The sequence below is a fragment of the Streptomyces sp. WY228 genome (assembly GCF_019287315.1).
GTDB lineage: Bacteria > Actinomycetota > Actinomycetes > Streptomycetales > Streptomycetaceae > Streptomyces > Streptomyces caviscabies.
This window is the reverse complement of sequence record NZ_CP079114.1, coordinates 4878045-4903798: the sequence shown is the minus strand read 5'-3', so window position 1 is coordinate 4903798 and position 25754 is coordinate 4878045. Positions and strand designations below refer to the sequence as shown.

The 25754-nt window shown below is 71.1% G+C and carries 28 protein-coding genes and 1 pseudogene; 14 read left to right on the top strand and 15 right to left on the bottom strand.

Translation table 11 applies throughout. The annotated features are described in order from the left end of the window. Window positions 1-43 precede the first annotated feature (43 nt). Both serC and KV381_RS21415 read left to right on the top strand, forming a co-directional pair. Window positions 44-1162 carry a phosphoserine transaminase gene (gene serC, locus KV381_RS21420; protein ID WP_218786014.1) on the top strand — a complete coding sequence of 373 codons (1119 nt, stop codon included), beginning with the start codon at window positions 44-46 and terminating at the stop codon, window positions 1160-1162. A 170-nt stretch (window positions 1163-1332) separates the two neighbouring features. Beyond that, window positions 1333-1944: a Uma2 family endonuclease gene (locus KV381_RS21415; protein ID WP_030628222.1), complete on the top strand. Its 612-nt coding sequence runs from the start codon at window positions 1333-1335 to the stop codon at window positions 1942-1944. A gap of 13 nt (window positions 1945-1957) precedes the next feature. Here KV381_RS21415 and KV381_RS21410 read toward each other — a convergent pair whose 3' ends face one another. From KV381_RS21410 to KV381_RS21400, 3 genes are all read right to left on the bottom strand, one after another. Then, a complete protein-coding gene (locus tag KV381_RS21410; RefSeq protein WP_218786013.1) occupies window positions 1958-2371 on the bottom strand; it encodes a DUF4259 domain-containing protein in 414 nt (137 codons plus the stop codon). Between the two features lie 26 nt (window positions 2372-2397). Beyond that, window positions 2398-3117, bottom strand: a complete 720-nt coding sequence (locus tag KV381_RS21405) for a class I SAM-dependent methyltransferase (protein ID WP_218786012.1) — start codon at window positions 3115-3117, stop codon at window positions 2398-2400. Between the two features lie 133 nt (window positions 3118-3250). Beyond that, window positions 3251-3907, bottom strand: coding sequence for a hydrolase (locus KV381_RS21400; protein ID WP_030083154.1), 657 nt, complete (start codon window positions 3905-3907; stop codon window positions 3251-3253). A 191-nt stretch (window positions 3908-4098) separates the two neighbouring features. Here KV381_RS21400 and KV381_RS21395 point away from each other — a divergent pair. After that, a pseudogene (locus KV381_RS21395) lies at window positions 4099-4332 on the top strand (MarR family transcriptional regulator); the annotation flags it as partial. On the opposite strand, the gene KV381_RS21390 reads toward KV381_RS21395, so the two are convergent. The 3 genes from KV381_RS21390 to KV381_RS21380 all read right to left on the bottom strand — a co-directional run bounded on the left by KV381_RS21390 (window position 4286) and on the right by KV381_RS21380 (window position 7369). Then, window positions 4286-5239, bottom strand: coding sequence for a MarR family transcriptional regulator (locus tag KV381_RS21390; protein ID WP_256995243.1), 954 nt, complete (start codon window positions 5237-5239; stop codon window positions 4286-4288). The pseudogene KV381_RS21395 and the gene KV381_RS21390 sit on opposite strands and share 47 nt — an antisense overlap. Window positions 5240-5656: 417 nt before the next feature. Next, window positions 5657-6238, bottom strand: a complete 582-nt coding sequence (locus KV381_RS21385; RefSeq protein WP_030076025.1) for an HD family hydrolase — start codon at window positions 6236-6238, stop codon at window positions 5657-5659. 12 nt (window positions 6239-6250) lie between these two features. Beyond that, window positions 6251-7369: a helix-turn-helix transcriptional regulator gene (locus KV381_RS21380; RefSeq protein ID WP_218786011.1), complete on the bottom strand. Its 1119-nt coding sequence runs from the start codon at window positions 7367-7369 to the stop codon at window positions 6251-6253. Between the two features lie 934 nt (window positions 7370-8303). Here KV381_RS21380 and KV381_RS36630 point away from each other — a divergent pair. Next, complete coding sequence (locus KV381_RS36630) at window positions 8304-8435, top strand: hypothetical protein (RefSeq protein ID WP_256995131.1); 132 nt, start codon at window positions 8304-8306, stop codon at window positions 8433-8435. Continuing rightward, entirely contained in the window at window positions 8432-9535 is a 1104-nt protein-coding gene (locus KV381_RS21375) for a methyltransferase domain-containing protein (RefSeq protein WP_218786010.1), read from the top strand. The genes KV381_RS36630 and KV381_RS21375 overlap by 4 nt, the downstream gene beginning before the upstream one ends. On the opposite strand, the gene KV381_RS21370 is transcribed toward KV381_RS21375, so the two are convergent. The 3 genes from KV381_RS21370 to KV381_RS21360 all read right to left on the bottom strand — a co-directional run bounded on the left by KV381_RS21370 (window position 9532) and on the right by KV381_RS21360 (window position 12010). Next, on the bottom strand, window positions 9532-10056 hold the full coding sequence (locus KV381_RS21370) for a GNAT family N-acetyltransferase (protein ID WP_030087505.1): 525 nt from the start codon (window positions 10054-10056) through the stop codon (window positions 9532-9534). The two genes, KV381_RS21375 and KV381_RS21370, sit on opposite strands and share 4 nt — an antisense overlap. A 74-nt stretch (window positions 10057-10130) precedes the next feature. Further along, the gene (locus KV381_RS21365; protein WP_030087502.1) at window positions 10131-10937 is read right to left on the bottom strand and encodes an ABC transporter permease; all 807 of its coding nucleotides are present in this window, start codon (window positions 10935-10937) and stop codon (window positions 10131-10133) included. Continuing rightward, window positions 10934-12010 (bottom strand): daunorubicin resistance protein DrrA family ABC transporter ATP-binding protein, encoded by a 1077-nt coding sequence (locus KV381_RS21360; RefSeq protein ID WP_032791024.1) that lies wholly within the window; start codon window positions 12008-12010, stop codon window positions 10934-10936. Before KV381_RS21360 ends, KV381_RS21365 begins: the two co-directional genes overlap by 4 nt. 139 nt (window positions 12011-12149) lie before the next feature. On the opposite strand from KV381_RS21360, the gene KV381_RS21355 reads away from it, so the two are divergent. Both KV381_RS21355 and KV381_RS21350 read left to right on the top strand, forming a co-directional pair. Beyond that, the gene (locus KV381_RS21355; RefSeq protein ID WP_030087499.1) at window positions 12150-12977 is read left to right on the top strand and encodes a TetR/AcrR family transcriptional regulator C-terminal domain-containing protein; all 828 of its coding nucleotides are present in this window, start codon (window positions 12150-12152) and stop codon (window positions 12975-12977) included. Window positions 12978-13026: 49 nt separating this feature from the next. After that, a complete protein-coding gene (locus KV381_RS21350) occupies window positions 13027-13428 on the top strand; it encodes a PPOX class F420-dependent oxidoreductase (protein WP_030628202.1) in 402 nt (133 codons plus the stop codon). Window positions 13429-13646: 218 nt separating this feature from the next. Here the strand turns inward: KV381_RS21350 and KV381_RS21345 are convergent, their stop codons facing one another. Then, complete coding sequence (locus KV381_RS21345) at window positions 13647-14093, bottom strand: hypothetical protein (protein WP_210764262.1); 447 nt, start codon at window positions 14091-14093, stop codon at window positions 13647-13649. 254 nt (window positions 14094-14347) lie between these two features. Next, entirely contained in the window at window positions 14348-15385 is a 1038-nt protein-coding gene (locus KV381_RS21340) for a hypothetical protein (protein WP_030628201.1), read from the bottom strand. Here KV381_RS21340 and KV381_RS21335 point away from each other — a divergent pair. After that, window positions 15384-16172 carry a GDSL-type esterase/lipase family protein gene (locus KV381_RS21335; protein WP_218786009.1) on the top strand — a complete coding sequence of 263 codons (789 nt, stop codon included), beginning with the start codon at window positions 15384-15386 and terminating at the stop codon, window positions 16170-16172. The two genes, KV381_RS21340 and KV381_RS21335, sit on opposite strands and share 2 nt — an antisense overlap. A gap of 13 nt (window positions 16173-16185) precedes the next feature. On the opposite strand, the gene KV381_RS21330 is transcribed toward KV381_RS21335, so the two are convergent. Beyond that, the gene (locus KV381_RS21330) at window positions 16186-16830 is read right to left on the bottom strand and encodes a TetR/AcrR family transcriptional regulator (protein WP_086778700.1); all 645 of its coding nucleotides are present in this window, start codon (window positions 16828-16830) and stop codon (window positions 16186-16188) included. 314 nt (window positions 16831-17144) lie between these two features. Here KV381_RS21330 and KV381_RS21325 point away from each other — a divergent pair, with 314 nt between their 5' ends. From KV381_RS21325 to KV381_RS21310, 4 genes are all read left to right on the top strand, one after another. Beyond that, on the top strand, window positions 17145-18077 hold the full coding sequence (locus KV381_RS21325) for a hypothetical protein (protein ID WP_218786008.1): 933 nt from the start codon (window positions 17145-17147) through the stop codon (window positions 18075-18077). An 87-nt stretch (window positions 18078-18164) separates the two neighbouring features. After that, the gene (locus KV381_RS21320) at window positions 18165-19202 is read left to right on the top strand and encodes an NADP-dependent oxidoreductase (RefSeq protein ID WP_103537722.1); all 1038 of its coding nucleotides are present in this window, start codon (window positions 18165-18167) and stop codon (window positions 19200-19202) included. Window positions 19203-19237: 35 nt separating this feature from the next. Beyond that, the gene (locus tag KV381_RS21315; protein WP_373461071.1) at window positions 19238-19783 is read left to right on the top strand and encodes a MerR family transcriptional regulator; all 546 of its coding nucleotides are present in this window, start codon (window positions 19238-19240) and stop codon (window positions 19781-19783) included. Window positions 19784-19930: 147 nt separating this feature from the next. Then, window positions 19931-20662 carry a hypothetical protein gene (locus tag KV381_RS21310; protein WP_030628194.1) on the top strand — a complete coding sequence of 244 codons (732 nt, stop codon included), beginning with the start codon at window positions 19931-19933 and terminating at the stop codon, window positions 20660-20662. Window positions 20663-20766: 104 nt separating this feature from the next. On the opposite strand, the gene KV381_RS21305 is transcribed toward KV381_RS21310, so the two are convergent. Beyond that, window positions 20767-23049, bottom strand: a complete 2283-nt coding sequence (locus tag KV381_RS21305; RefSeq protein ID WP_218786007.1) for a glycoside hydrolase family 3 N-terminal domain-containing protein — start codon at window positions 23047-23049, stop codon at window positions 20767-20769. 145 nt (window positions 23050-23194) lie between these two features. Between KV381_RS21305 and KV381_RS21300 the strand changes: the two genes are divergently transcribed. Together KV381_RS21300 and KV381_RS21295 are read left to right on the top strand one after the other, a co-directional pair. Further along, complete coding sequence (locus KV381_RS21300; RefSeq protein WP_218786006.1) at window positions 23195-23803, top strand: TetR/AcrR family transcriptional regulator; 609 nt, start codon at window positions 23195-23197, stop codon at window positions 23801-23803. A 102-nt stretch (window positions 23804-23905) separates the two neighbouring features. After that, window positions 23906-24409, top strand: coding sequence for a hypothetical protein (locus KV381_RS21295; protein WP_218786005.1), 504 nt, complete (start codon window positions 23906-23908; stop codon window positions 24407-24409). On the opposite strand, the gene KV381_RS21290 is transcribed toward KV381_RS21295, so the two are convergent. Further along, window positions 24297-24635, bottom strand: a complete 339-nt coding sequence (locus tag KV381_RS21290; RefSeq protein ID WP_193463750.1) for a hypothetical protein — start codon at window positions 24633-24635, stop codon at window positions 24297-24299. The genes KV381_RS21295 and KV381_RS21290 overlap by 113 nt on opposite strands. Window positions 24636-24672: 37 nt before the next feature. Beyond that, on the bottom strand, window positions 24673-25575 hold the full coding sequence (locus KV381_RS21285) for a CPBP family intramembrane glutamic endopeptidase (RefSeq protein ID WP_030628187.1): 903 nt from the start codon (window positions 25573-25575) through the stop codon (window positions 24673-24675). Between the last annotated feature and the right edge of the window lie 179 nt (window positions 25576-25754).

The following is a 25754-nucleotide window of genomic DNA, read 5'->3' as shown; positions in this document are numbered from 1 at the left end:
CACGGTTACGAAGCCGTGCCACCGAGGGACTACGCTCCGTCCCGTGGCCGACATCCAGATTCCCGCTGACATCAAGCCCGCCGACGGACGCTTCGGCGCCGGTCCTTCCAAGGTGCGGACGGAGGCGCTCGACGCGCTGGCCGCCACCGGCACCTCTCTCCTCGGTACGTCCCACCGCCAGGCCCCGGTCAAGAACCTGGTCGGCGAGGTACGGGACGGTGTGCGCGCGCTCTTCTCCCTGCCCGAGGGTTACGAAGTCATCCTCGGCAACGGCGGCTCCACCGCCTTCTGGGACGTGGCGACGCACGGTCTGATCGACTCGAAGTCCCAGCACCTGAACTTCGGCGAGTTCTCGTCGAAGTTCGCCAAGGCCGCGAAGCTCGCGCCCTGGCTGTCCGACCCCACGGTCATCGCCTCCGACCCGGGCACCCACCCGGACCCGCAGGCCGAGGCGGGCGTCGACGTCTACGCCTTCACCCACAACGAGACGTCGACGGGTGTCGCGGCCCCGGTCAAGCGCGTCGCGGGCGCCGACGAGGGCGCGCTGGTCCTGGTGGACGCCACCTCGGGCGCGGGCGGCCTGCCGGTCGACATCACCGAGTCCGACGTCTACTACTTCGCCCCGCAGAAGTCCTTCGCCTCCGACGGCGGCCTGTGGATCGGTGTCTTCTCCCCGGCGGCACTGGAGCGCGCGGCCCGGATCCACGCCTCGGGCCGGCACATCCCGGAGTTCTTCTCGCTGCCCACGGCGATCGACAACTCCCTCAAGAACCAGACGTACAACACCCCGGCGCTGGCCACCCTCTTCCTGCTGAACGAGCAGCTGAAGTGGATGAACACCCAGGGCGGCCTGGACTTCACGACCGGCCGCACGGCGGCTTCGTCGGGCCACCTCTACGGCTGGGCCGACGAGTCGAAGTACGCCACCCCGTTCGTCACGGACCCGGCGAAGCGCTCGCAGGTCATCGGCACGATCGACTTCGCGGACGAGATCGACGCGGCGGCCGTCGCCAAGGTGCTGCGCACCAACGGCATCGTGGACACCGAGCCGTACCGCAAGCTGGGCCGCAACCAGCTGCGCGTGGCGATGTTCCCGGCGATCGACCCGGCGGACGTGCAGGCGCTGACGGCCTGCATCGACTACGTGATCGAGAAGCTGTAGTCCTTCGGTTCTGTACGGCTGTACGGCTGTACGGAGGCGGCCCGGCACCCACGTGGGTGCCGGGCCGTTTCTGCTTCACTCGACCGGGTGGCATAGGCCAGGAGCGCGATCTCGGGCAGTCCCGCCCTACGATGATGCTCTCGACACCAGCCCGTTCCAGGAGGCCCGCAATGTCTGCAGCAGCAGCCGAGCACCCCTGTGACGGTGAGCCGGAAACGCTGCTGGAAACGGCCAACCGTCTCATGGAACAGCTTCCGGGGCATCGCGTCGAGATCATCGGAGGCCTCGTCACCGTGGCACCACCCCCGGACGGCCCGCATGCCAAAGCCCTGACCACACTCATGGTCCCCTTCCTCTCCGCCGGTCTGCACGGCGAGGAGTCGAATGTCCTCCAGGGCATCGGCCTCTGGCTACCCAGTGGCCCCGAGGACTACGTGATCCCCGACCTGGCGATCGTGGACGCCGACTTCGACGAGCACCTGATCGAAAACAACTGCTACGACCCCGCCTGCTTCCGCCTGGTCCTGGAGGTCACCTCCGGGAATTACCAGACCGACCTGCGCCACAAGGTCGCCGCCTACGCCCAGGCCAAGATCCCGGTGTACGTCATCGTCGACCGCAAGCACGGCCGGGTCCACGTCCTGACCGACCCCCTCCCCGCCGGCTACGACCGCCACGAGGTCTACGCCCCCGGCCAGAAAGCCCCGCTGCCCACCTCCATCGGCGCCGAAGTCTCCCTGGACGTCGAAGAACTCGTACGCGCGGGCAGCCCGAAACGCTGAGAGTCCTCGGAGGTCACTCCCCCGGCGCGCCCGCCAGCACCGCCCGCAGCGCGGCTATCCCCGCCAGCCACTCCTGGTCCGCGCCGGCCTCCGCCCACAGGTCCAGCGGCTCCGCGTTCTTCGCGGTGAGGCGGTCCAGGGCGCGGACGGCCAGCGGGCGCAGGTCGGCGGGGAGCGGCGGCAGGGGCTCCTTCGGGCCGTACGCCGTGGTGACGGGCTCGCCGCCGGGGCACTGGGCGGCGACCAGCGCGGCGGCGGCCACCGCCTCCTCACCCTCGTCCACATAGTCCTCCGGCCCGGTGTCCGCGACGGTGGTCAGGACGGCCCGGAGCACATCCGCCTTCTTCGCCGTCTCCGCGTCGTCGACCCGGCCGCCGAAGTCGGCGGCGGTGTCGTTGTCGAAGTGGCCGATGTCCCAGGCGCCCATGGGGTCCCCCTCAATCCGTGTGCCGGTCAGTCCGTCGTGCTGATGTCCCCATCCTCACAGCCACCACTGACAATCGGCCTGCGCGCGAGGACGAACCCCTGTGGCGCCCGCTCCGGGAACGGCCCGTCCGTCTCCCGCTCCCGCCACACCCGGGACACCACCTCCAGGCCCGCGTCCCGCAGCAGTTCGGCGATCCCTTCCGGCTGCCGCCGGTGGAAGACGAGGGAGATCTCCGCGCCCAGCGCCTCCGTCATACGCAGCGGCTCGTCGCCGACCTGGAAGCCCAGCTGTACATGGGCGCCGGGCGCCAGGACGCGGTGGAACTCCGCGAAGACGCGCGGCAGTTCCCCGTCCGGGACGTGGATCGTCGAGTACCAGGCGAGCAGTCCGCCCAGCGAGGCGTCCGGCAGGTCGAGGGCGAGCATGGAGCCCTCCTCGAAGCGCAGTCCGGGGTGCTCCTGCCGCGCCACCGCGAGCATCCGCGGGGAGAGGTCGATCCCGAACACGTCCAGTCCCCGGCCGAGTCCGTGGAGGTACTCGGTCACCCGGCCCGTTCCGCAGCCGACATCGGCCACCGGGAGCCCGCCGCTCGCCGCCGCGAGCTCCGCGAACGTACCCAACAGCGCGCGTTCCAGGGGCTTGGCGGCCAGCTCGCCGCGAGCGAACTCGACGTAGGCGGGGGCCAGGGCGTCGTACGAGTCACGGGTGGCGCGCTGGAAGTCGGTGGCGGGGCCGGAGATGGTCATGGCCGTCACTCCAGGCGGAGGGAGAGGAGGGGAGGCCGGGGAGAGGGAGTCCTGACGCCTCCCCCTCCGTCCCCTCCTCTTCCCTCCCCCGCCCCTTCCCTCCCCACCCGTCCGCCGTCGAGCGGCCTCGGCGTCAGGCAGCGCTGCCGGGGGGCGTCGCGAGGAGCTGCTGCTCCCAGGCGTAGGCGATACCCGAGGCCCCGCCGTGCTGGGCCTGGATCTCGATCACGGCCGGCACGGTCTCCTCGCGGGCCCAGTCGCGCTGCCACTCGGCGAGCACGGCCACCCAGGTGATCGGCACGACACCCGCCTGGACCATGCGTCGCACCGCCGTCTCGTGCGACTCCACCGACGCGCCTCCCGAGGCGTCGACGACGGCATAGACCTCGAAGCCCTCACCGGCCGCCTGGATGGCGGGCATCGCCAGGCAGACCTCCGTCCAGAGCCCCGCGAGGATCAGCTTCTTGCGCCCGGTCGCCTTGACGGCATCGACGACGCGCTCGTCCTGCCACGTGTTGACGAGGGTCCTGTTGATCGGCTTCTGCTCCGGGAACACGTCCTGTATCCCCTGGAAGATCAGGCCGCCGCGCTCCTCCAGGACGGTCGTCAGGATGGTCGGGACGTCGAACGCCTTGGCCGCCTTGGCGAGGCCGACGACGTTGTTGACGACCATCGTCGGCTCATGACTGTTCAGGTTGGCGACCTGGAACGGCTGATGGTCGATCAGCACCAGGACGCTCTCCTCGGGCGTCAGCAGCGCATCGAGTCCGGCCTTGTTCTGGGTGCTCATGGGGTTCCCCTTCTGGAGCGTCGCGCCCGTGGATCCGGGCAGCGACCGGCATTCCGGCATCATTTGGTTGACGCGTCATCCACATTAGGCACGGATGGTTGACGGGTCAACCACAACTCCGGGCGGGCGACTTGGCGCCCATGCCGAGGATCCGGTGGAGACAGTCCGTACGGCCTCGCTACGCTCCTCGCATGAACGCGACGCCTCGCTGGCTCACCCCGGAGCAGCAGGCCGCCTGGGACGGCTTCATCCGCATGCAGGAGAAGCTCATCGGACGGCTCTCCCGCCAGGTCCAGGCAGAATCCCGGATGTCCCCCGCCGACTACATCGTGCTGGCCAAACTCACCGAGGCCGGCGGACGCATGCGCTTCATGGACCTCACCAAACTGGTGGAGTGGGAGAAGAGCCGCATGTCCCACCAGGTGGCGGGTGGCTGAGCGAGCTGACGCGGCCGACGAACCGCGGGAGTCGGCCGCAGTCGGTGCATTCCATGAGGATGCGGCGGGCCGGGCCGGGGCTGCTGGACCGGGCGTTCTCGGTGGGCAGCCGCGGAGGGATCTTGTCGACGAGACGGCGGCGAACGAAGCCGAGAGGGCTGTCGACCCGGGCGGGAAGCCCTGCCGTGAGGGCGCCGGTCAGATAGTCGACGGTCACGCCCCGGTCGAGCCATTCCGTCGCCTGCGCTTCCAGGGCGGCGCAGTCGGCGGCGGAGAGCGTCAGCCGGTGATCGTCGCGGCCGAGGCGGGCCAGGGCGAGGTAGGCGGGGGACGTCGAGCCGGCCGCCTCCGGGGCAGGGGGCGCGGGCTCGGCGTCCGGGGCCGGTTCCTGGTCCGGGGTGTTTTGGTGCGGTACGGCGGGGAGTTCGGGGGCCTGTTCCGTACCAGGGTCTTCCGGGGCGGGCGGCGGCTCCTCGGCCGGGCCGCCGAGTGGCGGGAGCGCTGCGTCGGACGCCGGGATGTCCGGCGCGGGGGCCTCGTCCGGGCTGTTGTTCTCGGCGGCGAGGTAGGCGTTCCACCATTCGCTGTCGCGGGCGGTGCGGGACCAGAAGGTCCGGAAGACCCAGCGGGTTTCGTCGCTCGCGCTGGTGACGGAGCACCGGACGCGGCGCAGGTGCCCGGCGACGGAGAGGGCGTTCAGGGCGGTGGAGATGGCTTGCTGCCCGTAGAGGGGGAGCTGCTTGGCGAGCTGCTTGACGCTCATCGCGGCACCTTCGGGAAGGTGGTCGACGAATCCGGCGACGTAGCGTTCGCGCGTCGGCAGGAGGCTGAAGTCGGTGCGCGTGCGGGCTTGCTGGCCGGGTGCGGAGCGCTTGCCGTACCCGGGATTGGCCATCGGGTACGTGGTGGAGAGTGCGGGGGCGGGCAGGGCGGAGCTAGGGTGCTTGGTAGCCACGAGGTCGTCTTTCTAGGGTTGCGATCTTGCGGTGAGACCCCGGCCTGGTGCTGTAACACCGCGTCGGGGTCGATTAGTTCTCGCACCGTAAGCGGCGGTCACGCTGCGCCGCAAGCTGTCACGATTAGTCATACTTCCTGGCCGTGACGGGGTGGGGAGGGCGGGAAGGTTTTCCCTAACCCCCTTCTTCTACCTACCGGTTAAAGAAGGCGCTCGTGTCACGGGTCTCGCATCCCGAAGCCCGAATCCCGGCACCCGAGCTTCGGGCCGGGCCCCCGGTTCACGTACCCCCGGAAGAGTGACCGGCCGTCCCGAAGCCCGAGTCGCGAGTCTCGGGTCCCGAGCTTCAGTGGACGCCTACGGCTTGCCTTCGCCGAGGGTGGTGCGCAGCCAGTCGAGGCTTCCCTGTGACAGGAGTTCGTCAGCGAGGCGGTTGGCGGTGTCGGTGACGAGGCGGCCGCGGCTGTTGTCGATCCAGCGCTGGGCGTTCTCGTAGCCCTGGGCCTTGTACTCGATGCCCTGGAGCATGCACTCCAGCTTGTCCGCGTCCCGGGCGCAGACCGCCTCCGGCGACTCCTTCGCCTCGTACTCCGCGACCAGCTCACGGACCGCCGAGGCCAGCACCTCGGGCATGCCCGCCGTCTGGTCGGCGGTGACCTCCTGCGGGTCACCGGCGGGCGCGTACTTCTTCCCGAGGTGGTTCACGTCCCCGGTACGGGTCTCCTGGGTGTCGTGCCACACGGCGAGGTACGCGGCCCGGGCGGGGTCCGCGCCCTCCAGCTTCGCAATGATCGTGGCGATCAACGCCGTACGCCACGAATGCTCGGCCACACTCTCCGGATCACGCACTCCGGCCATCCACCAGCCGGTGCGCCGCGTCTGCTTGAGCGTGCCCGCCTCGTACAGAAAGCGGCCCACCGCAGACAGATCGTCAGCCACGACCCACTCCTCTCACGCCTCGGCGAGGCGGATTGCGTACCGGATTCCCTCCAGCTCCCGGCGCGTCCGCGCCGACAGCTCCCGACTATCCAACATGACAGGTAGGGACGCGCGTAGTTCGTTCCCGATCACTGCTCCGCGACGCAGCAGGTTCGGGCGCGCGGCGAGCAAGGCCCACAGGGTGTAAACGTTCAGGTCGAAGAAGCCGTGGTCCGGGGTCAGACCGCGCACCAGGTGGCGCAACAGCTTGTCACCAGGCCAAGGACCCGGGTTCGTAGCGGCGATGAAGTCGTCGGTCAGTTGGATGTGTGGCGCCTCGCCGATCCAGTACGCCCAGTAATTGAGGTTCGCTGCCTCGCCTGCATCGTTCTCTGCGAGCGTCACGGTGATGAAGTGCCTCATCCGGTCGCGGTCACCCTGTCTGGCGGCAACGGCCGCGACCGAGCGGGCATTGAGCCAACCGGTCAGCCAATCGTCCGGACGCTCGGCCCGTTGCTGCTGGGCCAGCCAATCGAAGGTGTCCGATGCATCGTCATACCCGGCTAGGTAAAGGGCTTGGCGGCGCAGCAGAAAACGGTCCTTGCCACGTGCCTGCTCTGCGGCTTGGCGCATGTGGGCAAAGAAGCGCCTGCGGTCGGCAACGGGCAGCTCCGGCCCTTGCGGCACCGGCCCCCTACGTGCCCGTTGAGCGGCAGGCAGGGCGCGCAACGGTGTCGGAGTCACGCCGTTGAGTGGCCAGGACAGCACTTCCACCAGCTCCCGCTGCATGACCCACGCCCCGATTGGACTGTCCTCGGTCGATACGTCCGCGTTGAGAATGTCAGCCAGCAGTACGTCTGCTTCCATGGCCCGTTCCAGAGCCAGGAGCAGGGCTGGCGCGCTGCCCAGGCGCAAGAGTCGATGGCGATGTACGAGCATCTGCCCGACGGGTACAGCGGTTAAGGGGCGGCGGCCTGATTCCCATCCCGCGATGGTGTCGGGTGAGATCCGCAACCGATCTGCGAGGGTCTCCTGGGTGTGGCCCAGCTGCTCGCGGACAAGACGGAATACGTACCCGGACACGATGCCGCTACGGCTTCTTACGGGCGTTCCCCGACCGCCGGTCAGGGCTCTGCGTGATCCACTGCCCATGATGTCCCCCTTGGCCCGTCGACCGCAGACGGACACCCGTACCCACGGTCAGTTCAAGCGGTGGCCTCTGCTCTCTACCGTCGTAGTCACAGTGACGACCTCGCAACCGAGGGTAGTGGAAGGCAATTGTCGTGACGATGACGATCAAGGTGTACGAGGTGGACCGCGAGGGCCGTACACACGTGCTCCGGCCGGAATCCGAGGTGACTCCGCTGGATGAACCGGAGCGCTCGCAGGAGTTCCCCACCTGCCAGTGCTGCATCTGTGTTGGCGGTGCCTCATGAATACTGCAGTGCTGGAGGACACCGCCTACAAGGCCTGGCTCGGGCACACCCAGTGCTGTGCCAGCTGTCGTGCCGGAGTCTCCTGCCCGATGGCTGTGCGGTTGGGTCGTGTTTGGCGGGAGGCGCGGCGCGGATGAGGTGCTACGCGGATGGGGTCGCGCACGATGTGCCGTCCGAGGACAGGGTGGGTGCTTACTGTCCGGAGCATGGGGTGACGTTGTTGTGGCGTGGTGATCCGATCACCGCCGCCGATGTGTCCGGAGGGTCGGTCGCTGATCTGGACGCTTTGTCGGAGGGTGCGGAGGGTCAGTGCAGCGTTGTCTGCCGCAGTGCGTCGGTGACGGACCTGGCCGACGTGCATGCCCTGTGCCGCTTGCCGGAGTGCACCTGCCCGTGCCACGCGGCGGTCGCCGCGCTCCGGGATGCCGGATGACCCTCGACCTGTCGGTCACGGATGTCCGTACCTGCGAGGCGTGTTGGCGCGCACCGGTCACCGCCGTCCGGCGCACTGTCCTTGGCCGGGATCTGTTGTGCCGGGCGTGTGCCGAGGGTGGCTGCCCGCGCCGGGTCGACCTGTTCCCGCCGTACGGGATCTACCGACTGCACCACCCTCTCAACCAGTCAGCTCCACCGATCAGAGGAGATGGACGATGACCAGCACCCCCGTACCCGTCGAGGCCGGCAAGCACGGCGGGCCGCCGTCGGACAAGCCGTGGCCCCCGCCGCAGGAGCCGAAGCCGTCACCGGACGGCAGCCGGCCCCAGTTCGCCCCGCAGTCATGAATACGGCACCGCAGGTCCCTACGTACCCGGCGCTGGTGCAGGAGTTGGCCGATCGAGGGCTGCTCACTGCCCGGTGGCGGCAGGTCTTTGATGCTGTGCCGCGCAGTGGGTTCGTCCCGGCCGATGTGTGGCGGCAACTTCCGGACCGGTGCGAGCCGGTCGTGGGCACGGACGCGTGGCTGGCGTTGGTGAACAGCGACGAGCCGGTCGTCACGCAACTCGACGACGGGGCCGAGGACGGACCCGGCATCGCGACGTCGTCGAACTCGATGCCCTCGATGGTCGCCCGGATGCTCGGCCTGCTCGACATCGAGGATGGCCAGCACGTGTTGGAGATCGGCACCGGCACCGGGTACGTGTCCGCGCTGCTCTGCGAACGCCTCGGTGACGACCTGGTCCACAGCGTCGAGCTGGACCCGGTCGTGGCACGACAGGCAGCCGACGCTCTCGCCCAGGCCGAGTACCGGCCGCACCTGCGGGTCGGGGACGGCGAGCAGCCCTGGCCCGGCCTGGGCCCGGTCGACCGGCTCATCGCCACCTGCGCGTTGCGGTACATCCCGTACGCGCTGCTCCGACAGGTCCGGCCCGGCGGGATCGTCGTCGCCCCGCTCGCCCGCGAGTTCTGGTCGGGCGCGCTGGTCCAGTTCCACGTCCAGGACGACGGCACCGCGACCGGTCCGGTCCGCGGCGGAGCCACGTACATGCCCATGCGCGCCCACCGCCTCCCCGACCTCCACCACGTACACGGGAAAGGCCGGGCCCGCGCGGCAGGCCTGGACCCCGCCCTCCTCCTCGACCTCGGCTTCGCCCTCTACGCCGGGGCCCGGCTCCCCGGCGTACGCCTCATCCACCAGAACACCGACAACGGCGTCCAGGTCTGGGCGACCCGCGAAAACGGAGCAGCCGCGACAGCCGCCACCGGAGAAGAGGTGTGGCAGTACGGGCCCGGATTCCTCTGGGAAGAGATCGAACAGACCTGGTGGGAGTACGAAACGGAAGGGCGGCCCGACGCCGAACAGTTCGGGCTGACCGTCACCGACCGAAGCCAGCACGTATGGCTACGAGACCCGCACGAGGCCATCCGGCCCGGCAGGCCCTAACGGGCCCCCGGCACGGGCGGGTTGCCCGTCCAGCGTCGCTCGCCGTCCTCCCACTCCCCCGTCGGCGCGAGCCCCGCCGCCGACGCCACCGCCTCCGACGCGGCGTGGTCGGGGTGGACATGGGCGACGAGCGTCCGGACGCCCCCGGCCGACGTCAGGTGTGCCGCAAGTCCCTTCGCCGCCTCGCTCGCGTAGCCCCGGCCCTGCCACGACGTCCCGACCACCCAGGCGATCTCCGCGCGCGGCCCCCGTACGGTCGCCTGGACGTATCCGGCGAGGCGCCCGTCCGCGCGGACCCGGAGCACCCAGTTCCACCACAGCTCCGCGGGGTCCGGCGAACCGGCGCTCTGCCGCTCGTACCGGGACCGCAGCGTGGCCGGGTCCGGCGGGCCGCCCCCGGTGAACGCGTACAGCGCCGGATCCGCGAGGACCGCCGCCATCTCCTCGGCGTACGCCGGATCGAGGGGCAGCGCGTCGAGGCGAGGTGTGGTGAAGGGCAGGGGCCCGGTGGTGGTCGGCACGGCCCTCGACCCTACGCCGCCCCGTCCGCACGGGCACCTGATTTCGGCAGCTCACCGCCGGTGCGCGAGGCCCTTCACCGGCTCAGGCGCTGGAAGCGGCGGACCGCCAGTGGCAGGAAGACCAGCGTGATCACCAGCGGCCACACCACCGCCATCAGCACGGCGTGCTCCTCCACCCAGGTGCCGCCGCCCGCCACCGGGTTGCCGAACAGTTCGCGGGTGGCCGTCGCGGTCGAGGAGATCGGGTTCCAGGCCGCGACCGTGCCCAGCCAGCCGGGCATCAGGGACGGGGCGACGAAGGTGCTGGAGATCATCGTGAGGGGGAAGGCGACCGCGTACAGCCCGCCCGCCGCCTCCGGGGTGGGCACCAGCATGCCGAGCCAGACGCCGACCCAGATCAGGCTGAACCGCAGCAGCAGGAGCAGTCCGAACGCTCCGAGCGCCGCCATCGCCCCGCCGTCCGCGCGCCAGCCGATCAGCAGCGCCGTGACGGCCAGGATGGTCAGTTCGGCGGCGGCCACCACCAGGTCTGCCGCCCCGCGCCCGGAGGCGAAGGCGGAGGGGGCCATCGGCATGGACCGGAAGCGGTCGACGACCCCCTTCGAGACGTCGGTGACGACGGCCACGGCGGTGTTCATGAAGCCCATGGCCATCGTCATGGCGAACATGCCGGGCATCAGGAACACCCGGTAGTCCCCGCCTCCGGGCACCTTCATCGCGCTGCCGAAGACGTACCCGTACAGCAGGACGGAGAGGATCGGGAAGCCGAGCTGCCAGACGATGGCGGAGGGGTGGCGCTGGTAGTGGGTGAGGGTGCGGCGGGTGAGGTTCCAGCAGTCGGAGACCGCCCAGTAGGGGAGGCTCCGTTCGAGCGTGGTCATGCCGCCGTCACCTCTCGCGCGTCGTGATTCCCGGTGTTCTCGGTGTTCCCGGTGTTCTCGGTGTCGTGCGCCGGGTCGCGTTCCTTGTCGTGCTCCGTGTCGGGTTCCGTGCCGTGGCCCGTCAGGCGCAGGAACACGTCGTCCAGGCTCGGCCTGCGCAGCCCGATGTCCTCCACCGCGATCCCGTCGTCCTGGAGGCTCCGGGCCACCTCGGTGAGCGCGGCCACCCGGTCGGCGACCTGGGCGTGCACCCGGCGGGTGGTGGCGTCGGTGACGACGAGACCGCCGCCGGCCACCCGGTCCACCGTCCTCGCCACCGCGGCGAGGTCCCCCGCGTCGGCGGCCACGACCTCGATCCGGTCGCCGCCGACCCGGTCCTTCAGCGCGTCCGGGGTGTCGTCGGCGATGGCCCGCCCCCGGTCGATGACGGTGATGTGCGAGGCGAGCCGGTCCGCCTCGTCCAGGTACTGCGTGGTCAGCAGCACCGTCGTACCGCCCGCCACCAGGGCCCGGACCGCGTCCCAGACCTCGCCCCGGCCGCGCGGGTCGAGCCCGGTCGTCGGCTCGTCGAGGAAGAGGACGTCGGGCGAGAGGATCATCGAGGAGGCCAGGTCGAGCCGTCGGCGCATGCCGCCGCTGTACGCGTCGGCGCTCTTGTCGGCCGCCTCGACCAGGTCGAACCTCTCCAGCAGCTCCCCGGCGCGCTGCCGGGCCCGGCGGTTGCCGAGGTGGAAGAGCCGCCCGAACATCTCCAGGTTCTGCCGCCCGGTGAGGCCCTCGTCGACGGCCGCGTACTGGCCGGTGAGCCCGATCCGGCTCCGTACGCGGCGGGGTTCGCGGGCCACGTCGAGCCCGGCGACCTCGGCCCGGCCGGCGTCGTACCGCAGGAGCGTGGCGAGGACCCGCACGGCGGTGGTCTTGCCGGCCCCGTTCGGGCCGAGCAGTCCGTGGACGGTGCCGGGGCGGACGGCGAGGTCGAATCCGTCGAGCGCCCGCTTCCCGTCACCGCCGCCCTTCTTCTTGTACCGCTTCACGACGCCCTCGGCGAGCACCGCGTATCCGGATGCGGGCATGGCACAACCCCCTGATTTCCATGGATTCCCGACAGATCGAGGCATGAACTGGGTGCACCGTACCCGAAGAACTGAGTACACCGTACTGGATTTCAGGTACGGCGTACCCACTTTCTTCCCGGCCCATTACGCTGAGCCCATGACGAACGACGGAACGACAGCCGGAGCCGCGTCGAAGGCGGACGGGACGGCCACCGGGAGCGGCGACATCGCGCGCAGCCTGGAGCTTCTGTGGGGTACCGGCGAACGCCCCAGCCGCGGCCCGAAACCGGCGCTCACCCTGGACCGGATCGTCACCGCCGCCGTCGCCGTCGCGGACGCGGAAGGGCTGGCCGCCGTCTCGATGCGCCGCCTCTCCACCGAGCTGGGCACGGGCACGATGTCGCTCTACCGCTACGTCCCCGGCAAGGCCGAGCTGCTGGACCTGATGTTCGACCGCGTGCTCGGCGAACCGTTCGCCGCCCGCCCCGACGAGCCCCCCGCCGACTGGCGCGAGGCCGTCGACCGGATGGCCCGTGGGCACCTGGACACCCTGCGCCGCCACCCGTGGCTGCTGAAGATCAACCAGGCCCGTACGGTGCTCGGCCCCAGCGCCCTGCGCGGGCTGGAGCTGTCGCTCACCTCGCTACGGACCATGGAGCTGCGCGACCCCGAGCTGATCGGCGTGATCATCACGGTGAACAGCTTCGTGGAGGGCCTGGCCCGCACCCGGGCCGACGAGGCGGAGGCGGTGGCGCAGACCGGGCTGAGCGACGAGGAGTTCTGGGACAACCAGCGCCCCTACCTGGAACGGGCCATGCTCAGCGGCGCGTACCCGATGATGGCCGGCATGTCGGAGGACACCTTCAGCCCCGAGTTCGACCACTTCGAGTTCGGGCTGCGACGGCTGATCGCCGGATTCGAGGCCCTGGTCACGGAGCGGACGACGGAGCGGGCAGCAGAGCGGACGGCGGGGACCTCGGGCTGAACAGCAGCCCGGACATGACAACGCTCCCGGCCCGTGCCCCAATGGATGTATGGACGCCAGCCGGGAGCTCGCTCCTTTCGTCAAGCAGTACGCCGTCCTGCTGAGCACCCACCGGCAGGACGGAACCCCCGTCGGCACACCGGTCAACATCGCCGTCGAGGGCGATCACGCGTTCATCCGCACGTTCTCCTCCGCCTGGAAGGTCGAGCGGATGCGCAACCACCCGCAGGTGGAACTCGCCCCCTGCACGGTCCGGGGCAGACCCACCGGACCGCAGATCAGGGCGCACGCGCGGCTGCTGCGGCCGGGCACGAAGGAGAACACGCACGCGGCGCGGATGATGTCGCGCAAATACCCGATCGTGCAGGGCGTGCTGGTCCCGCTCGCGCACCGGCTGAAGCGGGACCGGACGCTGCACTACGAGGTGTGGCCGGTGACGGACGACACCTGAGGGCGTGCGGGAGAGCTGCCGAAGAGGACGGGGCGCACACGACTTCACTGTGCCCGCCCGCCGTATCACCGTTACGCCGTTCCAGACCTGCGACCGGTGCGAACGCGCCTTCCACTCTCACGCATGCAGAGATGGGGCCACTCGCGTTCCCACGCGGCGGAAACGCGGATGAGAATCTGACGGGAAACGGCTCGCACTCCATTCATTGCTTCCTGGCGTTACTGCAGTTCGGCATCGGTCCGTGGAGCCGGGTGGCCAAGGGCCGACGGAACCGGTTCGCTGTCCCGGAAGCAGGGAGAGGTGACGCCGACACTCAGCTGGCCGCCCATCCCCATCGCTACTTGCATGAGAAAGTCGTCGGGCTTGCTCCTCAGATTGGCTGCTACCACACGGCGCCCGTAATCCGGCTCAGCATCAACAACATGACCAGCTTGCTTCCAGTTACCGAAAACCTTGCGGACGACGTCTTCCGCTGATTCTCGCGGAATGCCTTTCAGCCAGTAATTCCGCGTCAGGGTGACGCGCTCCTCGGATCCGCCATCACTGGGTTCCTTGCAGGACTTCACACCTCCCCCGAACGACTCAAGGGTCGGCCCGGGAGTCACTCCATGAATGGCTTCGCGAATCAGCGCCTCAGCTGTTCGCCCCGCCTGGTTCATGTCCATTCCTCTGCCTCCACCCCGAGCAGCAGAGCCACTCGATTCACTGCGTCCTGTCGAATCGTCGCCACGTGCACCACAGCCGGCCGCAAGGAAAGAAATACTGACGATCAGGCAGAGCAGCTGCCCAGTTTTCACTCCGGTTCCGCCCCACTCATCGGATATTCACCGTTCACGATCAGCGCCATATTTCTCAGGGATTCGGAGTTCTCATCGCAGATGGGGTGCGCAGCCCGGCCAGAGTGGGTGCCTGCCGGGGCTCATCCCTGCCCCTGCCCCCGCTTCCGCCGCAGCGCGAACCAGAGGACGCCCACCCCGACAACGATCGCCGCACCGAGCCCGGCACCGCCCTTTCCGTCACCCTCCGTGCCACCACCGCCCTGGTCGCCGGCTTCGCCACCGGTGCTGCCACCCCCCGAGGGCTTCCCCCGCTCCTGGCCTCCTCCGGAGCCGCCGCCCTCCACCTCCACCCGGACCACACCGCTGCGCGCGCCCTCCGAGCCGAACATCAGGGCCGTGCCGTCCGCCGTGTACGTCACCGACTCCGCCTGGCGCTGGAACGGTGCGGCGACCGGCCGGTCCGCGCCGAGGCGGCCGTTCTCGAAGGCGTACTCGCGGGCGCTGAAGTACGAGCGCAGCGCCAGCCGGGTGCCGTCGGGTGAGAAGGCCCCGTCCGTCACCCACGGCACCTCGCCCACCCGCCGGAACACGTTCGTCGAACCGGCGGTCAGCTTCGCGGGCCCTTCGTAGAGGCCGCCGCCGTCCTCGTTCTTGGAGGCGATGTAGACCCGGCCGGTCTTCGGGTGGACCATCAGCGCCTCGGCGTTGCGGGCCCCGTCGGCGTACTTCACGTCGTACTGGACGGCCGTGACGGTCGCGTCGCGCAACTGCTTCGGCTCGGGGAACCGGTAGATCCAGACGTGGTCCCAGCTGCCGTCCAGGTTGTCGCCGATGTCACCGACGTAGATGTCGCCGTCCGGACCGATGGAGATGCCCTCGACGTCCCTCGGCTCGCCCACGCCGCGCATGGTGATGGTGGCGAGGGTCTTCCCGGTGCGGGAGTCGACGGCGAAGACGTAGGGGCCGTCGTCGCTGTCGTTGTGCGTCCAGTAGACGCCGGGGTGCGCCCGGCTGGCGGCGAGGCCGCTGGACTCGGTGATGCGGGGGTCCTCGATCGTGAAGTCACGGTCGGGCCGCCCGTCGTCGGCCACGGCCGGACCGGCCCCGGCGAACAGCAGCAGGGCGGCGGCGAGGGCGGCGGCACGGGTGCCCGTCGGGCCGGTCGGATACGAACGCATGGCCCAAGTGTCCATCGTCACGTCGCAGGCCGGAGCCGTGATCGGCCATGATGACGCCATGCGTTTCCTCTTCGTCGGCGATTCCATGACCATCGGGAGCGCCGGCGACGTCACCTGGCGCTACCGGATGTGGCAGCACCTGGAGGCATCCGCCGGCCTCCCGTACGAGATCGTCGGCCCGCGCTCGACGCTGTACGACGCCGGGGCGGGCGCCCCGCTCTCCCACGCGTACGCCGACCCGTCCTTCCCGCCCGCCGCCCGCCGCCATCTGTCCGGCTGGGGCGAGGGCTGGCTGCACATGGCCCCGGTGATCGCGGACGCGGTGCGCGAGACGGAGGCGGACGTCCTGCTGGTCTCGCTCGGCCTGATAGACCTCGGGTTCTACACGGACGCCGGGCAGACGGCGGCCAACGCCCGCGCGTTCATCACGGCCGCACGCACGGCGAACCCGCGCGTCCGCATGGTGCTGCTCCCGGTGATACCGAACGTCCGGGCCGAGACGGACGCCCCCTTCGCCGCCTCCTGCGCCCACTTCAACGACTTGCTGGCCAAGGCGGTGGCCGACCTCGACACCCCGTCATCCCCGCTCCTGCTGGCGTCACGTCCGCCGGGCTACGACATCCGCACGGACACGTACGACGGCACCCACCCGGGCCCGACGGGCGAACACAAGCTCGCCGCCACCTTCGCCGACGCGATGCACCAGGCGTGGGGGCTGGGCGGGCCGTATGCCGGGCAGCCGGTTTCGGTGGGCGGACCGGTCGGTGTGGCGGCTGCGTCGGGCTGACCCGTCCGCGCCCTCACTCCTGTGACCGCTGCGGCCCCAGCATCGACAGGGCCAGCTGGGTCAGTTCGCCCGAGACCTCGCCGGGGCGGGCCCGGCGGCAGCGGCGGGCGTGGTGGGCCATCAGTTCGTGGACCGTGCCGACCATCACCATCACGTCGACCCGGTGGTCCCGGTCCTCCGCCTCGCCGCGCTCCACCGCACGCTCGGCCTCCCCGGTCAGGAACTCCGTCCACAGCGCCCGCCAGAGCTTGCAGTGCTCGTCCACCACGGCGCTCACACCCAGCACTTCGACGAACGTCACGCGGGCCTCGCGCGGGTCGCTGGTGACGGCCTCCACATAGGCGTCGAAGAGCCGCCGGACCCGCTCCGCGATCGAGCACTCCTCGATGTCCTCGGCCAGCAGGGCGCTCTCCGCCGCCCGCAGCCCGGTCGTCGTGACCCGGTTGTGGAGGGCGATGAGCAGCCCCTCCCGGGAGCCGTACTCCTGACGCAGCACCTCGGCCGGCACGCCGGCCGCCTCGCACACATCGTGCTCGGCGGTCTCCCGGTAGCCGTTGACGCCGTACAACTCCCTGGCTGCTTCCAGAAGTTGTTCCCGCGCCTGGGTGCGCGCGACGTCCCCGGGCCCGGTCCGCTGAACCGTCCAGCTCTCCGCCACCGGTCCTCCTTGAGCGCAAGGTGCGGGAGAGGCGCCTGCGCGCCTCTGCACGAACCGCCGCCCCATTGTGCTCGCCCCACCGCCGTCCGGACGGCCGCGCCACACCCGTACGGGCGAATACCCGCACGCGGAAACGCTTCTTCTTTGCGCGCCCCGGATGCGCCCCCACGCTCGGCCCTCAGGTGCGCCGCGTCGCACGGCGAACCCCGCGTTGAACGCGTTCAAACGACTCTGCCACGATGGTCACAGCTGCCGCCCCGGCCGGGCGTGCCGCGTACATCACCGTGCGCAAGGGGGACTGAACGGTGAGAACGATGGAGAAGAAGCGGCCCTACGGCCTGTCACTGCTGCTGTCGATCCTGGTCCTGCATCTGGAAGCGGCGATCGCGCTCGTCGTGAGCATCGTGTACGGCGTCACGCAGGAGTCGCCGAACACCGGCGTCGGCGGTTCGGCGATGTTCGTCCTGCTCCTGCCCGTGATCGCCGTGTTCACGACCGTCGCCGCGGCCGTCCTGTCCCTGACTCTCGTCCTGCCGACCGCCTGGCTGAGCGATGTGCTGGGACGCCGCTTCGGCGGGCGCGAGGTGTGGTGGTGGGTTCCGGCCGTGGCGGCGGCCGTCTCGCTCCTGGTGGTCGGCGTGGTCGTCGTCCTGTCCGGTGGAGGTGCGGGGCCCGTCGCCCTCGTCACGGGCTGGCTCCTGACCGCGGCCGCGCTCACCGTTCCGGCGCTGCTCTGGCGGTCGCGGCGGAAGCGGGTCTTCGGGCCCGTGCTGCTGTGGGGCGTGGTCGCCGTGGTCCTCACCGGGGTCCTCGGGGGCGTCGGTCTCTCGACGGGGCTGCTCCGGGAGTACCGTCCGCCGGCGGTCACCTCGGCGGACATCGTCGGCACCTGGTCCGACGGCAAGGGCGGAACACTCACCTTCACGGCGGACGGCCGGGTCACCGCCGTCGACGTCGACGAAGGCGCGCTCGACGTCTGGGACATGCCCGACGACGAAGACGCGGAGGATCCGGCGGACTCCCACAACAGCTGTACGGGGCAGGGCACCTGGACTTTCGAGCCCGGCGTGAACCGCTGGTCGCAGGGGGTCGACGTGAGCTTCGACGCATGCTCGTACGACACATGGAACATCGGCGGCACGGAGAGCCGGCCCACCCTCTACCAGTACATCGGCGACCCGGACTCCTGGGACCTGTACAAGCTGACGCGCTCCACCGGGAGCTCCGGCGGCGGCCCTTCGGCTTGACCCTGACGTGCGGGGCAGGGGTGAGCGTCACCGCACCCCAGCCGCCGAAACCCCGGCCCTGTCAGGGCCGGAGCCGAGGAGCCCGCCATGCCCGCCGTCCCGCACCCGCCCCGTACCGCACGCGAGGTCCGGCTGACCTCCGTGCCCGAAGGGCTGCCCGCCCCGGAGAACTTCGCCGTCGTCGAAGCACCGCTGCCCGCGCCCGGCGCGGGCCAGGTGCTCGTCCGCAACCGTGCCTTCCTCGTCTTCCCGGGGCTGCGCACCCTGATCGGCGGCGAGGTCGACGGAGTGCCGCTCCCCGCCCTGCGCAGCGGCGACACCCTGTTCGGCCCCGCCGTCGGCGAGGTGGTCGCGGCGGCCGAGGGCGGCCCGCTGCGGCCGGGCGACATCGTCACCCACCTCCAGGGGTGGCGGGACCACGCCGTGGTGGACGCCGCCCACTGCGCGCCCGTCCGGGACGTCCTGCCGGACCCCGTCGCCCACCTGGCCCAGGGCTCGTCCGCCTACGGGGCCCTGACCCGCCTGGCCGGTGTCCGTGCCGGTGACACCGTCCTGGTCACCGGCGCGGCCGGGGCCGTGGGCACGCTCGCGGGCCAGATCGCCCGGCTGCTGGGCGCGGGGCGGGTGATCGGCAGCACCCGGTCCGCCGGAAAGGCCGAGCGGCTGGTCGCCGAACTCGGTTACGACGCCGTCCTCCTGCCCGGCACCGACACCCCGTTCGCCGCCCAGCTCGCCGCCGCCGCGCCCGAGGGCATCGACGTCCTGCTCGACAACGTCGGCGGCGAGCAGCTCGCGGCGGCCGTCCACGCGGCCCGCCAGGGCGCCCGCTTCGCCCTGGTCGGAGCGCTGTCCGGACAGCTGTCGGCGCGACGGGCGGGCGGCAGCGCACCGGTGGAGATCGATTCCTTCCGGGTCATCACCCGGGGCGTCTCGCTGCGCGGCTACAGCGGCGCGGACCATCCCGACGTCGAGCAGGAGTGGACCGGGCGGTTCGGGCAGTGGCTGCGTTCCGGCGAGATCGTCTTCCCCCACACCCGGATCCCGGGCATCGATCGCGCTCCGCAGGCGTTGCAGGAGTTGATCGGGGGCCGGCACTTCGGCGCCGTGGTGGTGGAGTTGCCCTGAGGACCGGCCGGGGCACGGCGAACGCGGAGGCGTCCATGCGGATCGGTGAGGCGGCAGCGGCGGCGGGCTGCACCCCCAGAGCGCTGCGGCTGTACGAGGAACGCGGACTGCTCCCGCCGCCCGGCCGCACCGCCTCGGGCCAGCGCGACTACCGGCCCGCCGAGGTCGCCCTGCTCCGCGTCATCCGCGAGCTCCTGGGCTCCGGGTTCACCATCGAGGACCTGCGCTCCTGCGCCGACCGCCTCCATCTCCTCACCGAGGACCCGCCACCGCGGTGCGGCGCCGCCGACGCTCCGGAGGGTTCCGGGTCCGGTGTCGTCGGCCGCCGGCTCGCCGCCCTCGACGCCGAGATCGCCCGGCTCGTCCGGCTCCGCGAGGACCTGGCCCGCCGGGTCTTCGGCGACGACGCCCGCCGGTCCGCCCCGGAGCCGGCCGCGGAGCCGACCGCGGGGCAGATCCCGGAACCGGCCGCGCCGCCGCCCCCGGCCACCTCCCCGGTCCGGGCCCCAACCACCGCCCCGGTCCCGGCCCCGGTCACCGGGCCGACCGTCACAGTCGGGCCACGGGTCCTTCTCGACTGAGCCACCATCAACGTCACAGAACGTACGGTTCGCAAACCGGAACGCCCCGTTCTCACGCCTCACGTACCTTTTGGCCGCACCGATCAGGGCCCTCGGCGGCCCCATCAGCCACACAGGGTTGTCACAGGCGCAACTTAGGCTCCCTTTATGCGTATCTCCAAGAACCTCATCGGGCTGGCCGCCGTCGGCATTCTGGCGGCCGGTTGCGGCTCCTCGTCGAGCGACGACTCCGCCGGCTCCTCCGGATCGGCCGGATCGTCCGGCTCCGCCGGCCAGGCCCCCAGCGAGGAGGCCAAGGCTCCCGAGCCGGGCGCGGACCTCGCGGTCCCGGTGACCGGGCCGCAGCCGGACGTCCTCGCGTCCAGCTCCGACCCCAAGCTCAAGGTGACCCCGAAGCCCGCCAACGGCGCGTCGTTCACCGAGAAGGTCGAGCACAAGCTCCAGGAAGACCTGCTCGGCCGCCTCAAGGTGCCGGGGAAGACCAGCGCGAACTGCCCGGACGGGGTGACCCAGAAGGCCAGTGCCGTCAGCATCTGCAACGTGACGTACGAGGGCGCGACCGTCCCGTACGAGATCGAGATCAGCGAGAAGTACAAGCCGGGCAGCTTCCTGACCTTCTACAACAGCACCCCGAAGAAGGGCCTGCTGGTCGCCAAGAACGCCTACGACCGGCTCTGGACCGCCAACAAGGGCCGTTCCGACATCAGCAAGCTCTCCTGCGAGGAGCTGCCCGCGGCCAAGGCCGTGGACGAGGAGACCGAGACCGGCTTCCACTGCCAGTACTGGGGCAAGTACGCGGGCGAGGACGGCAAGGGCGGCTTCGTCAAGCTCGGCATCAAGGTCAACCGGCACAACGTGGACTTCTTCGAGGTCCGCTGACATCCGCCGACGTCCGCCGGCTACGGGGACATCACCGATGGGACCGCTCCCGCGGTCAGGCGCGGGGCGGTCCCATCGGCGGCTCGGCCGTCACGGTCCGGGGCTCAGCCCTTGACCGTGAACTCCCCCCGCAGCAGCGCCTCGTCGCGGGACGACGGGCCCACCAGCAGCTCGAAGCGGCCCGGCTCCACGATGCGGCGGCCCGCCGCGTCCACGAGCGTGCAGTCGGCGGCCGGGAGCTCGAAGAGGACCTCGCGCGACTGCCCGGGGGCCAGCTCCACCTGGCGGTAGGCCTTCAGCTCCTTCTCCGCCCAGGTCACCGAGGTCACCGTGTCGCTCACGTACACCTGCACCGTCTCCAGCGCGGGCCGCGCACCGGTGTTGGTCACCGTGACCCGGGCCCGTACGGTCTCCGACTCGTCGACCACCGCCGTCAGCACCTCCAGACCGGTGTAGTCGACCGTCGTGTAGCTCAGCCCCTCGCCGAACGCGAACGCCGGGCGCTGGGTGAGGTCCGCGTAGCGCGTACCGTGCTGGCCGCGCACCTGGTTGTAGTACGTCGGCTGCTGGCCCGCGTGCCGGGCGAAGGACAGCGGCAGCCGGCCGGTCGGCTCGATCAGCCCGAGGAGCAGTTCGGCGACGGCCTGACCGCCGAGCATGCCCGGGTTGGCCGCGTAGACGATCGCCGCCGCACCGAGCGCGGACGGCGGCAGCACCAGCGGCTTGGAGCTGATGACCACCACGACGAGCGGCTTCCCCGTCGCGGCCAGCGCGTCCAGCAACGCGACCTGGTCGCCGACGAGTTCGAGCGTGGCCGTCGACTTGCCCTCGCCGATCAGCTCGATCCGGTCGCCGACGACGGCCACCACATGGTCGGCGGCCTCGGCGGCGGCCACGGCCTCGGCGATCAACTCCGCGTCGGGGGCGGCCGGGTGGACGACTTCCGGGCGCGGCTGGCCGTCCGGGAAGAACTCCCCCTCCGGGTCCGGCCCGACATCCAGGATCCGGGCGCCGGGCGCGTACGAGACGGTCCAGTCGGCGGGCACCTGGTCGCGGAAGCCGTCGAGGACCGTACGGATCATGGCGCGCGGCTGGCCCTCCGGCAGCCAGTCGGCCTGCCCGGAGGAGCCCGCCCAGTCGCCCAACTGGGTCTGCGCGTCATCGGCGTTGGGGCCGATGACCGCCACCGTACGGGGACCGGGCCCGCTGGCCCGCCCCTCCCCTCCGGCCGCCAGGCCGCCCGCGAACGGCAGCGTGCCGTCGTTCGTCAGCAGGACCAGCGAGCGGCGGGCCGCCTCCAGGTTCAGCTCGGCGTGCGCGGCGCTGCCGATGAACGCGGCCTGGCGGTCGGCGTCGGGGTGGCGCGGGTTCTCGAAGAGGCCCAGCTCGAACTTGAGCGTCAGGATGCGGCGTACGGCGGCGTCGATCTCCGTCTCGCCCAACTCGCCCTGGGCGACGGCCTCCTGGGCCCCCTCGAAGAAGTTCGACGTGGTCATCACCATGTCGTTGCCCGCCCGGACCGCCGCCGCCGAGGCCTGCGCGTAGTCGGCGTAGACCTTCTGCTCCCACACCATGCGGCCGACGTTGTCCCAGTCGGTGACCAGCGTCCCGGTGTATCCCCACTCGCCGCGCAGCACCTCGTTGAGCAGCCAGTTGTTCACCGTGATCGGCACGCCGTCCATCGACTGGTAGCCGAGCATGAACGTACGGCAGCCCTCCTTGGCGACCCGCTCGAACGGCGGCAGGAACCAGGAGCGCAGCTTGCGCCGTGAGATGTCCGCCTCGCTGGCGTCCCGGCCGCCCTGGGTCTCGGAGTACCCGGCGAAGTGCTTGGCGCAGGCCAGGATCGCGGTCGGGTCGTCGAGGCCGTCGCCCTGGTAGCCGCGCACCATCGCGGAGGCCAGCTCGCCGATCAGGAGCGGGTCCTCGCCGAAGGTCTCGCTCACCCGGCCCCAGCGCAGGTCCCGGGTGATGCAGAGCACCGGCGAGAACGTCCAGTGCACTCCGGTCGCCGCGACCTCGACCGCCGTCGCCCGCGCGATCCGCTCGACCAGCTCCGGGTCCCAGGTGGCGGCCATCCCGAGCTGCGTCGGGTAGATCGTGGCGCCCTCCCAGAAGGAGTGTCCGTGGATGCAGTCCTCGGCGACGAGCAGCGGAATGCGCAGCCGGGTCTTCGCGGTGAGCGCGGCGGCCTCGCGCACCCGGTCCGGCGAGGCGTGCAGGATCGAGCCGGCGTGCAGGTCCTCGACGAGGTGCCGCACCCCCTCCTTCGCGTTGAGCTGGAGCATCTGGCCGACCTTCTCGGGCAGCGTCATGCGCCCCAGGAGGTCGGCGACCCGCTCCCCGACGGGCAGCTCGGGGTCGAGATACGGCGGCTTGAGACCCACAGGACTTCCTCTCACGACGGCCACGACAGCCATGACGGCACTCCGCAGTACCGTACGCTCAATCCCGACCGCTTGGTAAGTATTCGCCCCTGTGAGAATCTGGGGCGGAACGAGAAAGGCGTCCGATGACAACGGGTGAATACGCGTGACCCCGGAAACCCGGCGCGGCTACGCCAAGGGCCGGGCCAAGCGGACCGAGATCCTCGACCAGGCGATGGCCCAGTTCGGCGAGGCCGGCTACCGGGGCGCTTCGCTGCGCGTCATCGCCACCCGCTGCGGCATCTCCCACCCGGGGCTCCTGCACCACTTCCCGACGAAGGAAGCCCTGCTCCTGGCCGTGCTCCAGCGCCGCGACGACGTGGACGACGAGTGGCTGTCGCTGGGCGTGACGCGGGGCATCGACCATCTGCGCCGGCTGACCGACCTCGCGGAGCTGAACGCCAAGCGGCGCGGGATCGTCGAGCTGTTCTCGGTGGTCGCGGCGGAGGCCACCGCCCCCGACCACCCGGCCCACGCGTACTTCGAGGCCCGCTACCGTACGTCCGTCGCCAACACCGAACGCGCCTACCTCCAGGCCCGGCAGGCGGGCGAACTCCGGGACGACGTCGATCCGTCGGCGGCCGCGCAGCAGCTCATCGCGCTGATGGACGGCCTCCAGATCCAGTGGCTGATCAGCGACTGCACGACGGACATGGCGGGCGTGCTGCGGGCGCACGTCCAGGCGCAGCTGACCGTGCCGTTCCGACCCGCCTGATCTCCGCGACCCGGCTGCCCATCCCCGGCCCCTCCCCGGCCCTCCCCGGCCCTCCCCGGCCCCCTCCGGCCGGCTCCGACCCGGCCGCGAGAGGATGGGGCCGTGCCGACACCACTGATGGGCCTGTTTCTGCTGATCAGCGCGGTGGCCGGGGCCGCCTGCGTCCTGGTGCTCGTCCTCCTGCTGAAGAACCCGCCCCGCTCGCCGGCCAGGATCTTCGGAGTCCTCGCCCTGCTCTGCGGCTTCGCGGCCACGGCCGGGTACTGCTGCGGCTGGTTCTCCGTCACCCTGGGCGGGCCGTTCCCCGCACTGTGCGAGGACGTGAACAGGTCCGGCGCCCCGCTGGCCGGCCTGCACCAGGAGTTCTGGCCCCTGCGCAACGCCTGCCTCTACTCCGACGGTTCGGCGGTGGAGCACCTTCCCCCGTCGGTCAACGTGCTCCTCCGTACGGCGGCCGGTCTCGCCGCCGCCCTGGCCTGCACCGCCGCGCTGCTCAGCCGAAGGCGGCGCCCAGGAGGAACGGGGCGAGGGTCAGCGTCACCGCCAGCGACCAGTACGGGTACGGGGACGCCGCAGCGATCAGCCGGCGCCGCATCCACAGGTTGAGCAGGGTCCACAGGCCTCCGAAGCAGGCCACCACCGGGACGACGATGACCAGCCACAGCCACATCCCGTCGTTCTCGGTCGGTTCCCGCTGGGTCCACCCCAGCTCCGCCAGGGGCCCGTTGGACAGGACGTACCAGATCAGGAAGACCGGCACCACGGCCGGAATCCCGAGCAACAGGTTCACCACCACCGGGACGAAGGACTTCCACAGCCTCGTACGCTTCACAGATCCTCCCGTCCCGGCCGGCCCCGACCCCGGCCCCTCAAGGGCTCACCCGCTCGACCCCGCGGCGGTCCGCGATCCGGGCCATGGTCAGGCAGTACAGCGGGGCGAAGACCAGCTCGACCACCATGGCCTGCCAGGGCGCGTCGGCCGCGGTCTCCGTACTGGCCAGCTCACCGAAACCGGCGGCCAGGCCGAAGGCCAGCAGGTTGTTCGCGACGTGCATGACGATCACGGCTTCGAGGCCGCCGGTACGGATCACCAGCCAGCCCCACCACAGCGCCGAGTACAACAGCAGGAGGAAGCCGGAGAGTTCACCGAACCCGTGGGCCAGGGCGAACAGCAGGGAGGCGATCACGATCGCGGGCCACGGCGTCCGCACGGCCCGGCCGATCACCTGGACCAGCCAGCCCCGGAAGACGTACTCCTCGGCAGCGGCCTGGAACGGGACGAGCGCCAGCACCACGGCCAGGCTCAGCAGAAAGACCGGCCACCCCGGGAATCCGGTCCCCGTCTCCCCGAGCGGCTCGTCGTTCCAGGTCCACGCGATCAGCAGGCCGATCTGCACGATCATCAGCGGAAACGCCACGGCGGCGCACCGCAGGAGCCAGCCCCAGCGGATCCGCCCGACCACGGAGGAGACGGTTCCGGCGGGGCGGCGGCCCAGCAGCCGGACGGCCAGCAGGACGATGGGGATGCCGATCGCGATGCCGAGGAGCTGGACGACGAGATCGGCGACCGGGTCCTCGAAGAAGAGTTCGCTGTCCGCCGATTCGGGCCCCGCGTCCAGCAGTTCCGCGACGACGAACCCGGCGATGCTGACGACCAGGACGCCCACCACGACCAGCGCCACGACGACCGCCAGCTCGCCGAGCCAGCCGAACCGTCCGCCCTGCCCGTTGCGCCCCTGCTCGTCGTAGCGGGAGCCGGCGGGCGCGCGCACCGGCCCGGAAGGCGGGCGGCTCCACTCCGGGGGCCTGTCCCAGCCCTGCCCGCCCTGCCATGCCTGCCCGGCCGGTCCGCCCGGCCAGGCCGGTGCGGGCGGGTGCGACGGCGGGGCCCAGGGGGAGGGCGGGCCGTCCGTACGGGGCGGTTCGCCCGTGGGCGAGGGCTCGGGCGAGG

Excerpts from the sequence above, each read along its gene's own strand:
- KV381_RS21400 (WP_030083154.1), bottom strand. The coding sequence starts at position 3,907 with ATGAGCACCCAGAACAAGGCCGGACTCGATGCGCTGCTGACGCCCGAG.
- KV381_RS21325 (WP_218786008.1), top strand. The coding sequence starts at position 17,145 with ATGGAGAAGAAGCGGCCCTACGGCCTGTCACTGCTGCTGTCGATCCTG.
- KV381_RS21320 (WP_103537722.1), top strand. The coding sequence starts at position 18,165 with ATGCCCGCCGTCCCGCACCCGCCCCGTACCGCACGCGAGGTCCGGCTG.
- KV381_RS21315 (WP_373461071.1), top strand. The coding sequence starts at position 19,238 with ATGCGGATCGGTGAGGCGGCAGCGGCGGCGGGCTGCACCCCCAGAGCG.
- KV381_RS21335 (WP_218786009.1), top strand. The coding sequence starts at position 15,384 with ATGGCCCAAGTGTCCATCGTCACGTCGCAGGCCGGAGCCGTGATCGGC.
- KV381_RS21410 (WP_218786013.1), bottom strand. The coding sequence starts at position 2,371 with ATGGGCGCCTGGGACATCGGCCACTTCGACAACGACACCGCCGCCGAC.
- KV381_RS36630 (WP_256995131.1), top strand. The coding sequence starts at position 8,304 with ATGACCAGCACCCCCGTACCCGTCGAGGCCGGCAAGCACGGCGGGCCG.
- KV381_RS21350 (WP_030628202.1), top strand. The coding sequence starts at position 13,027 with ATGGACGCCAGCCGGGAGCTCGCTCCTTTCGTCAAGCAGTACGCCGTC.
- KV381_RS21405 (WP_218786012.1), bottom strand. The coding sequence starts at position 3,117 with ATGACCATCTCCGGCCCCGCCACCGACTTCCAGCGCGCCACCCGTGAC.
- KV381_RS21345 (WP_210764262.1), bottom strand. The coding sequence starts at position 14,093 with ATGGACATGAACCAGGCGGGGCGAACAGCTGAGGCGCTGATTCGCGAA.
- KV381_RS21360 (WP_032791024.1), bottom strand. The coding sequence starts at position 12,010 with ATGCCCGCATCCGGATACGCGGTGCTCGCCGAGGGCGTCGTGAAGCGG.
- KV381_RS21340 (WP_030628201.1), bottom strand. The coding sequence starts at position 15,385 with ATGCGTTCGTATCCGACCGGCCCGACGGGCACCCGTGCCGCCGCCCTC.
- KV381_RS21355 (WP_030087499.1), top strand. The coding sequence starts at position 12,150 with ATGACGAACGACGGAACGACAGCCGGAGCCGCGTCGAAGGCGGACGGG.
- KV381_RS21380 (WP_218786011.1), bottom strand. The coding sequence starts at position 7,369 with ATGGGCAGTGGATCACGCAGAGCCCTGACCGGCGGTCGGGGAACGCCC.
- KV381_RS21365 (WP_030087502.1), bottom strand. The coding sequence starts at position 10,937 with ATGACCACGCTCGAACGGAGCCTCCCCTACTGGGCGGTCTCCGACTGC.
- KV381_RS21390 (WP_256995243.1), bottom strand. The coding sequence starts at position 5,239 with ATGGCCAATCCCGGGTACGGCAAGCGCTCCGCACCCGGCCAGCAAGCC.
- KV381_RS21310 (WP_030628194.1), top strand. The coding sequence starts at position 19,931 with ATGCGTATCTCCAAGAACCTCATCGGGCTGGCCGCCGTCGGCATTCTG.
- KV381_RS21415 (WP_030628222.1), top strand. The coding sequence starts at position 1,333 with ATGTCTGCAGCAGCAGCCGAGCACCCCTGTGACGGTGAGCCGGAAACG.
- KV381_RS21375 (WP_218786010.1), top strand. The coding sequence starts at position 8,432 with ATGAATACGGCACCGCAGGTCCCTACGTACCCGGCGCTGGTGCAGGAG.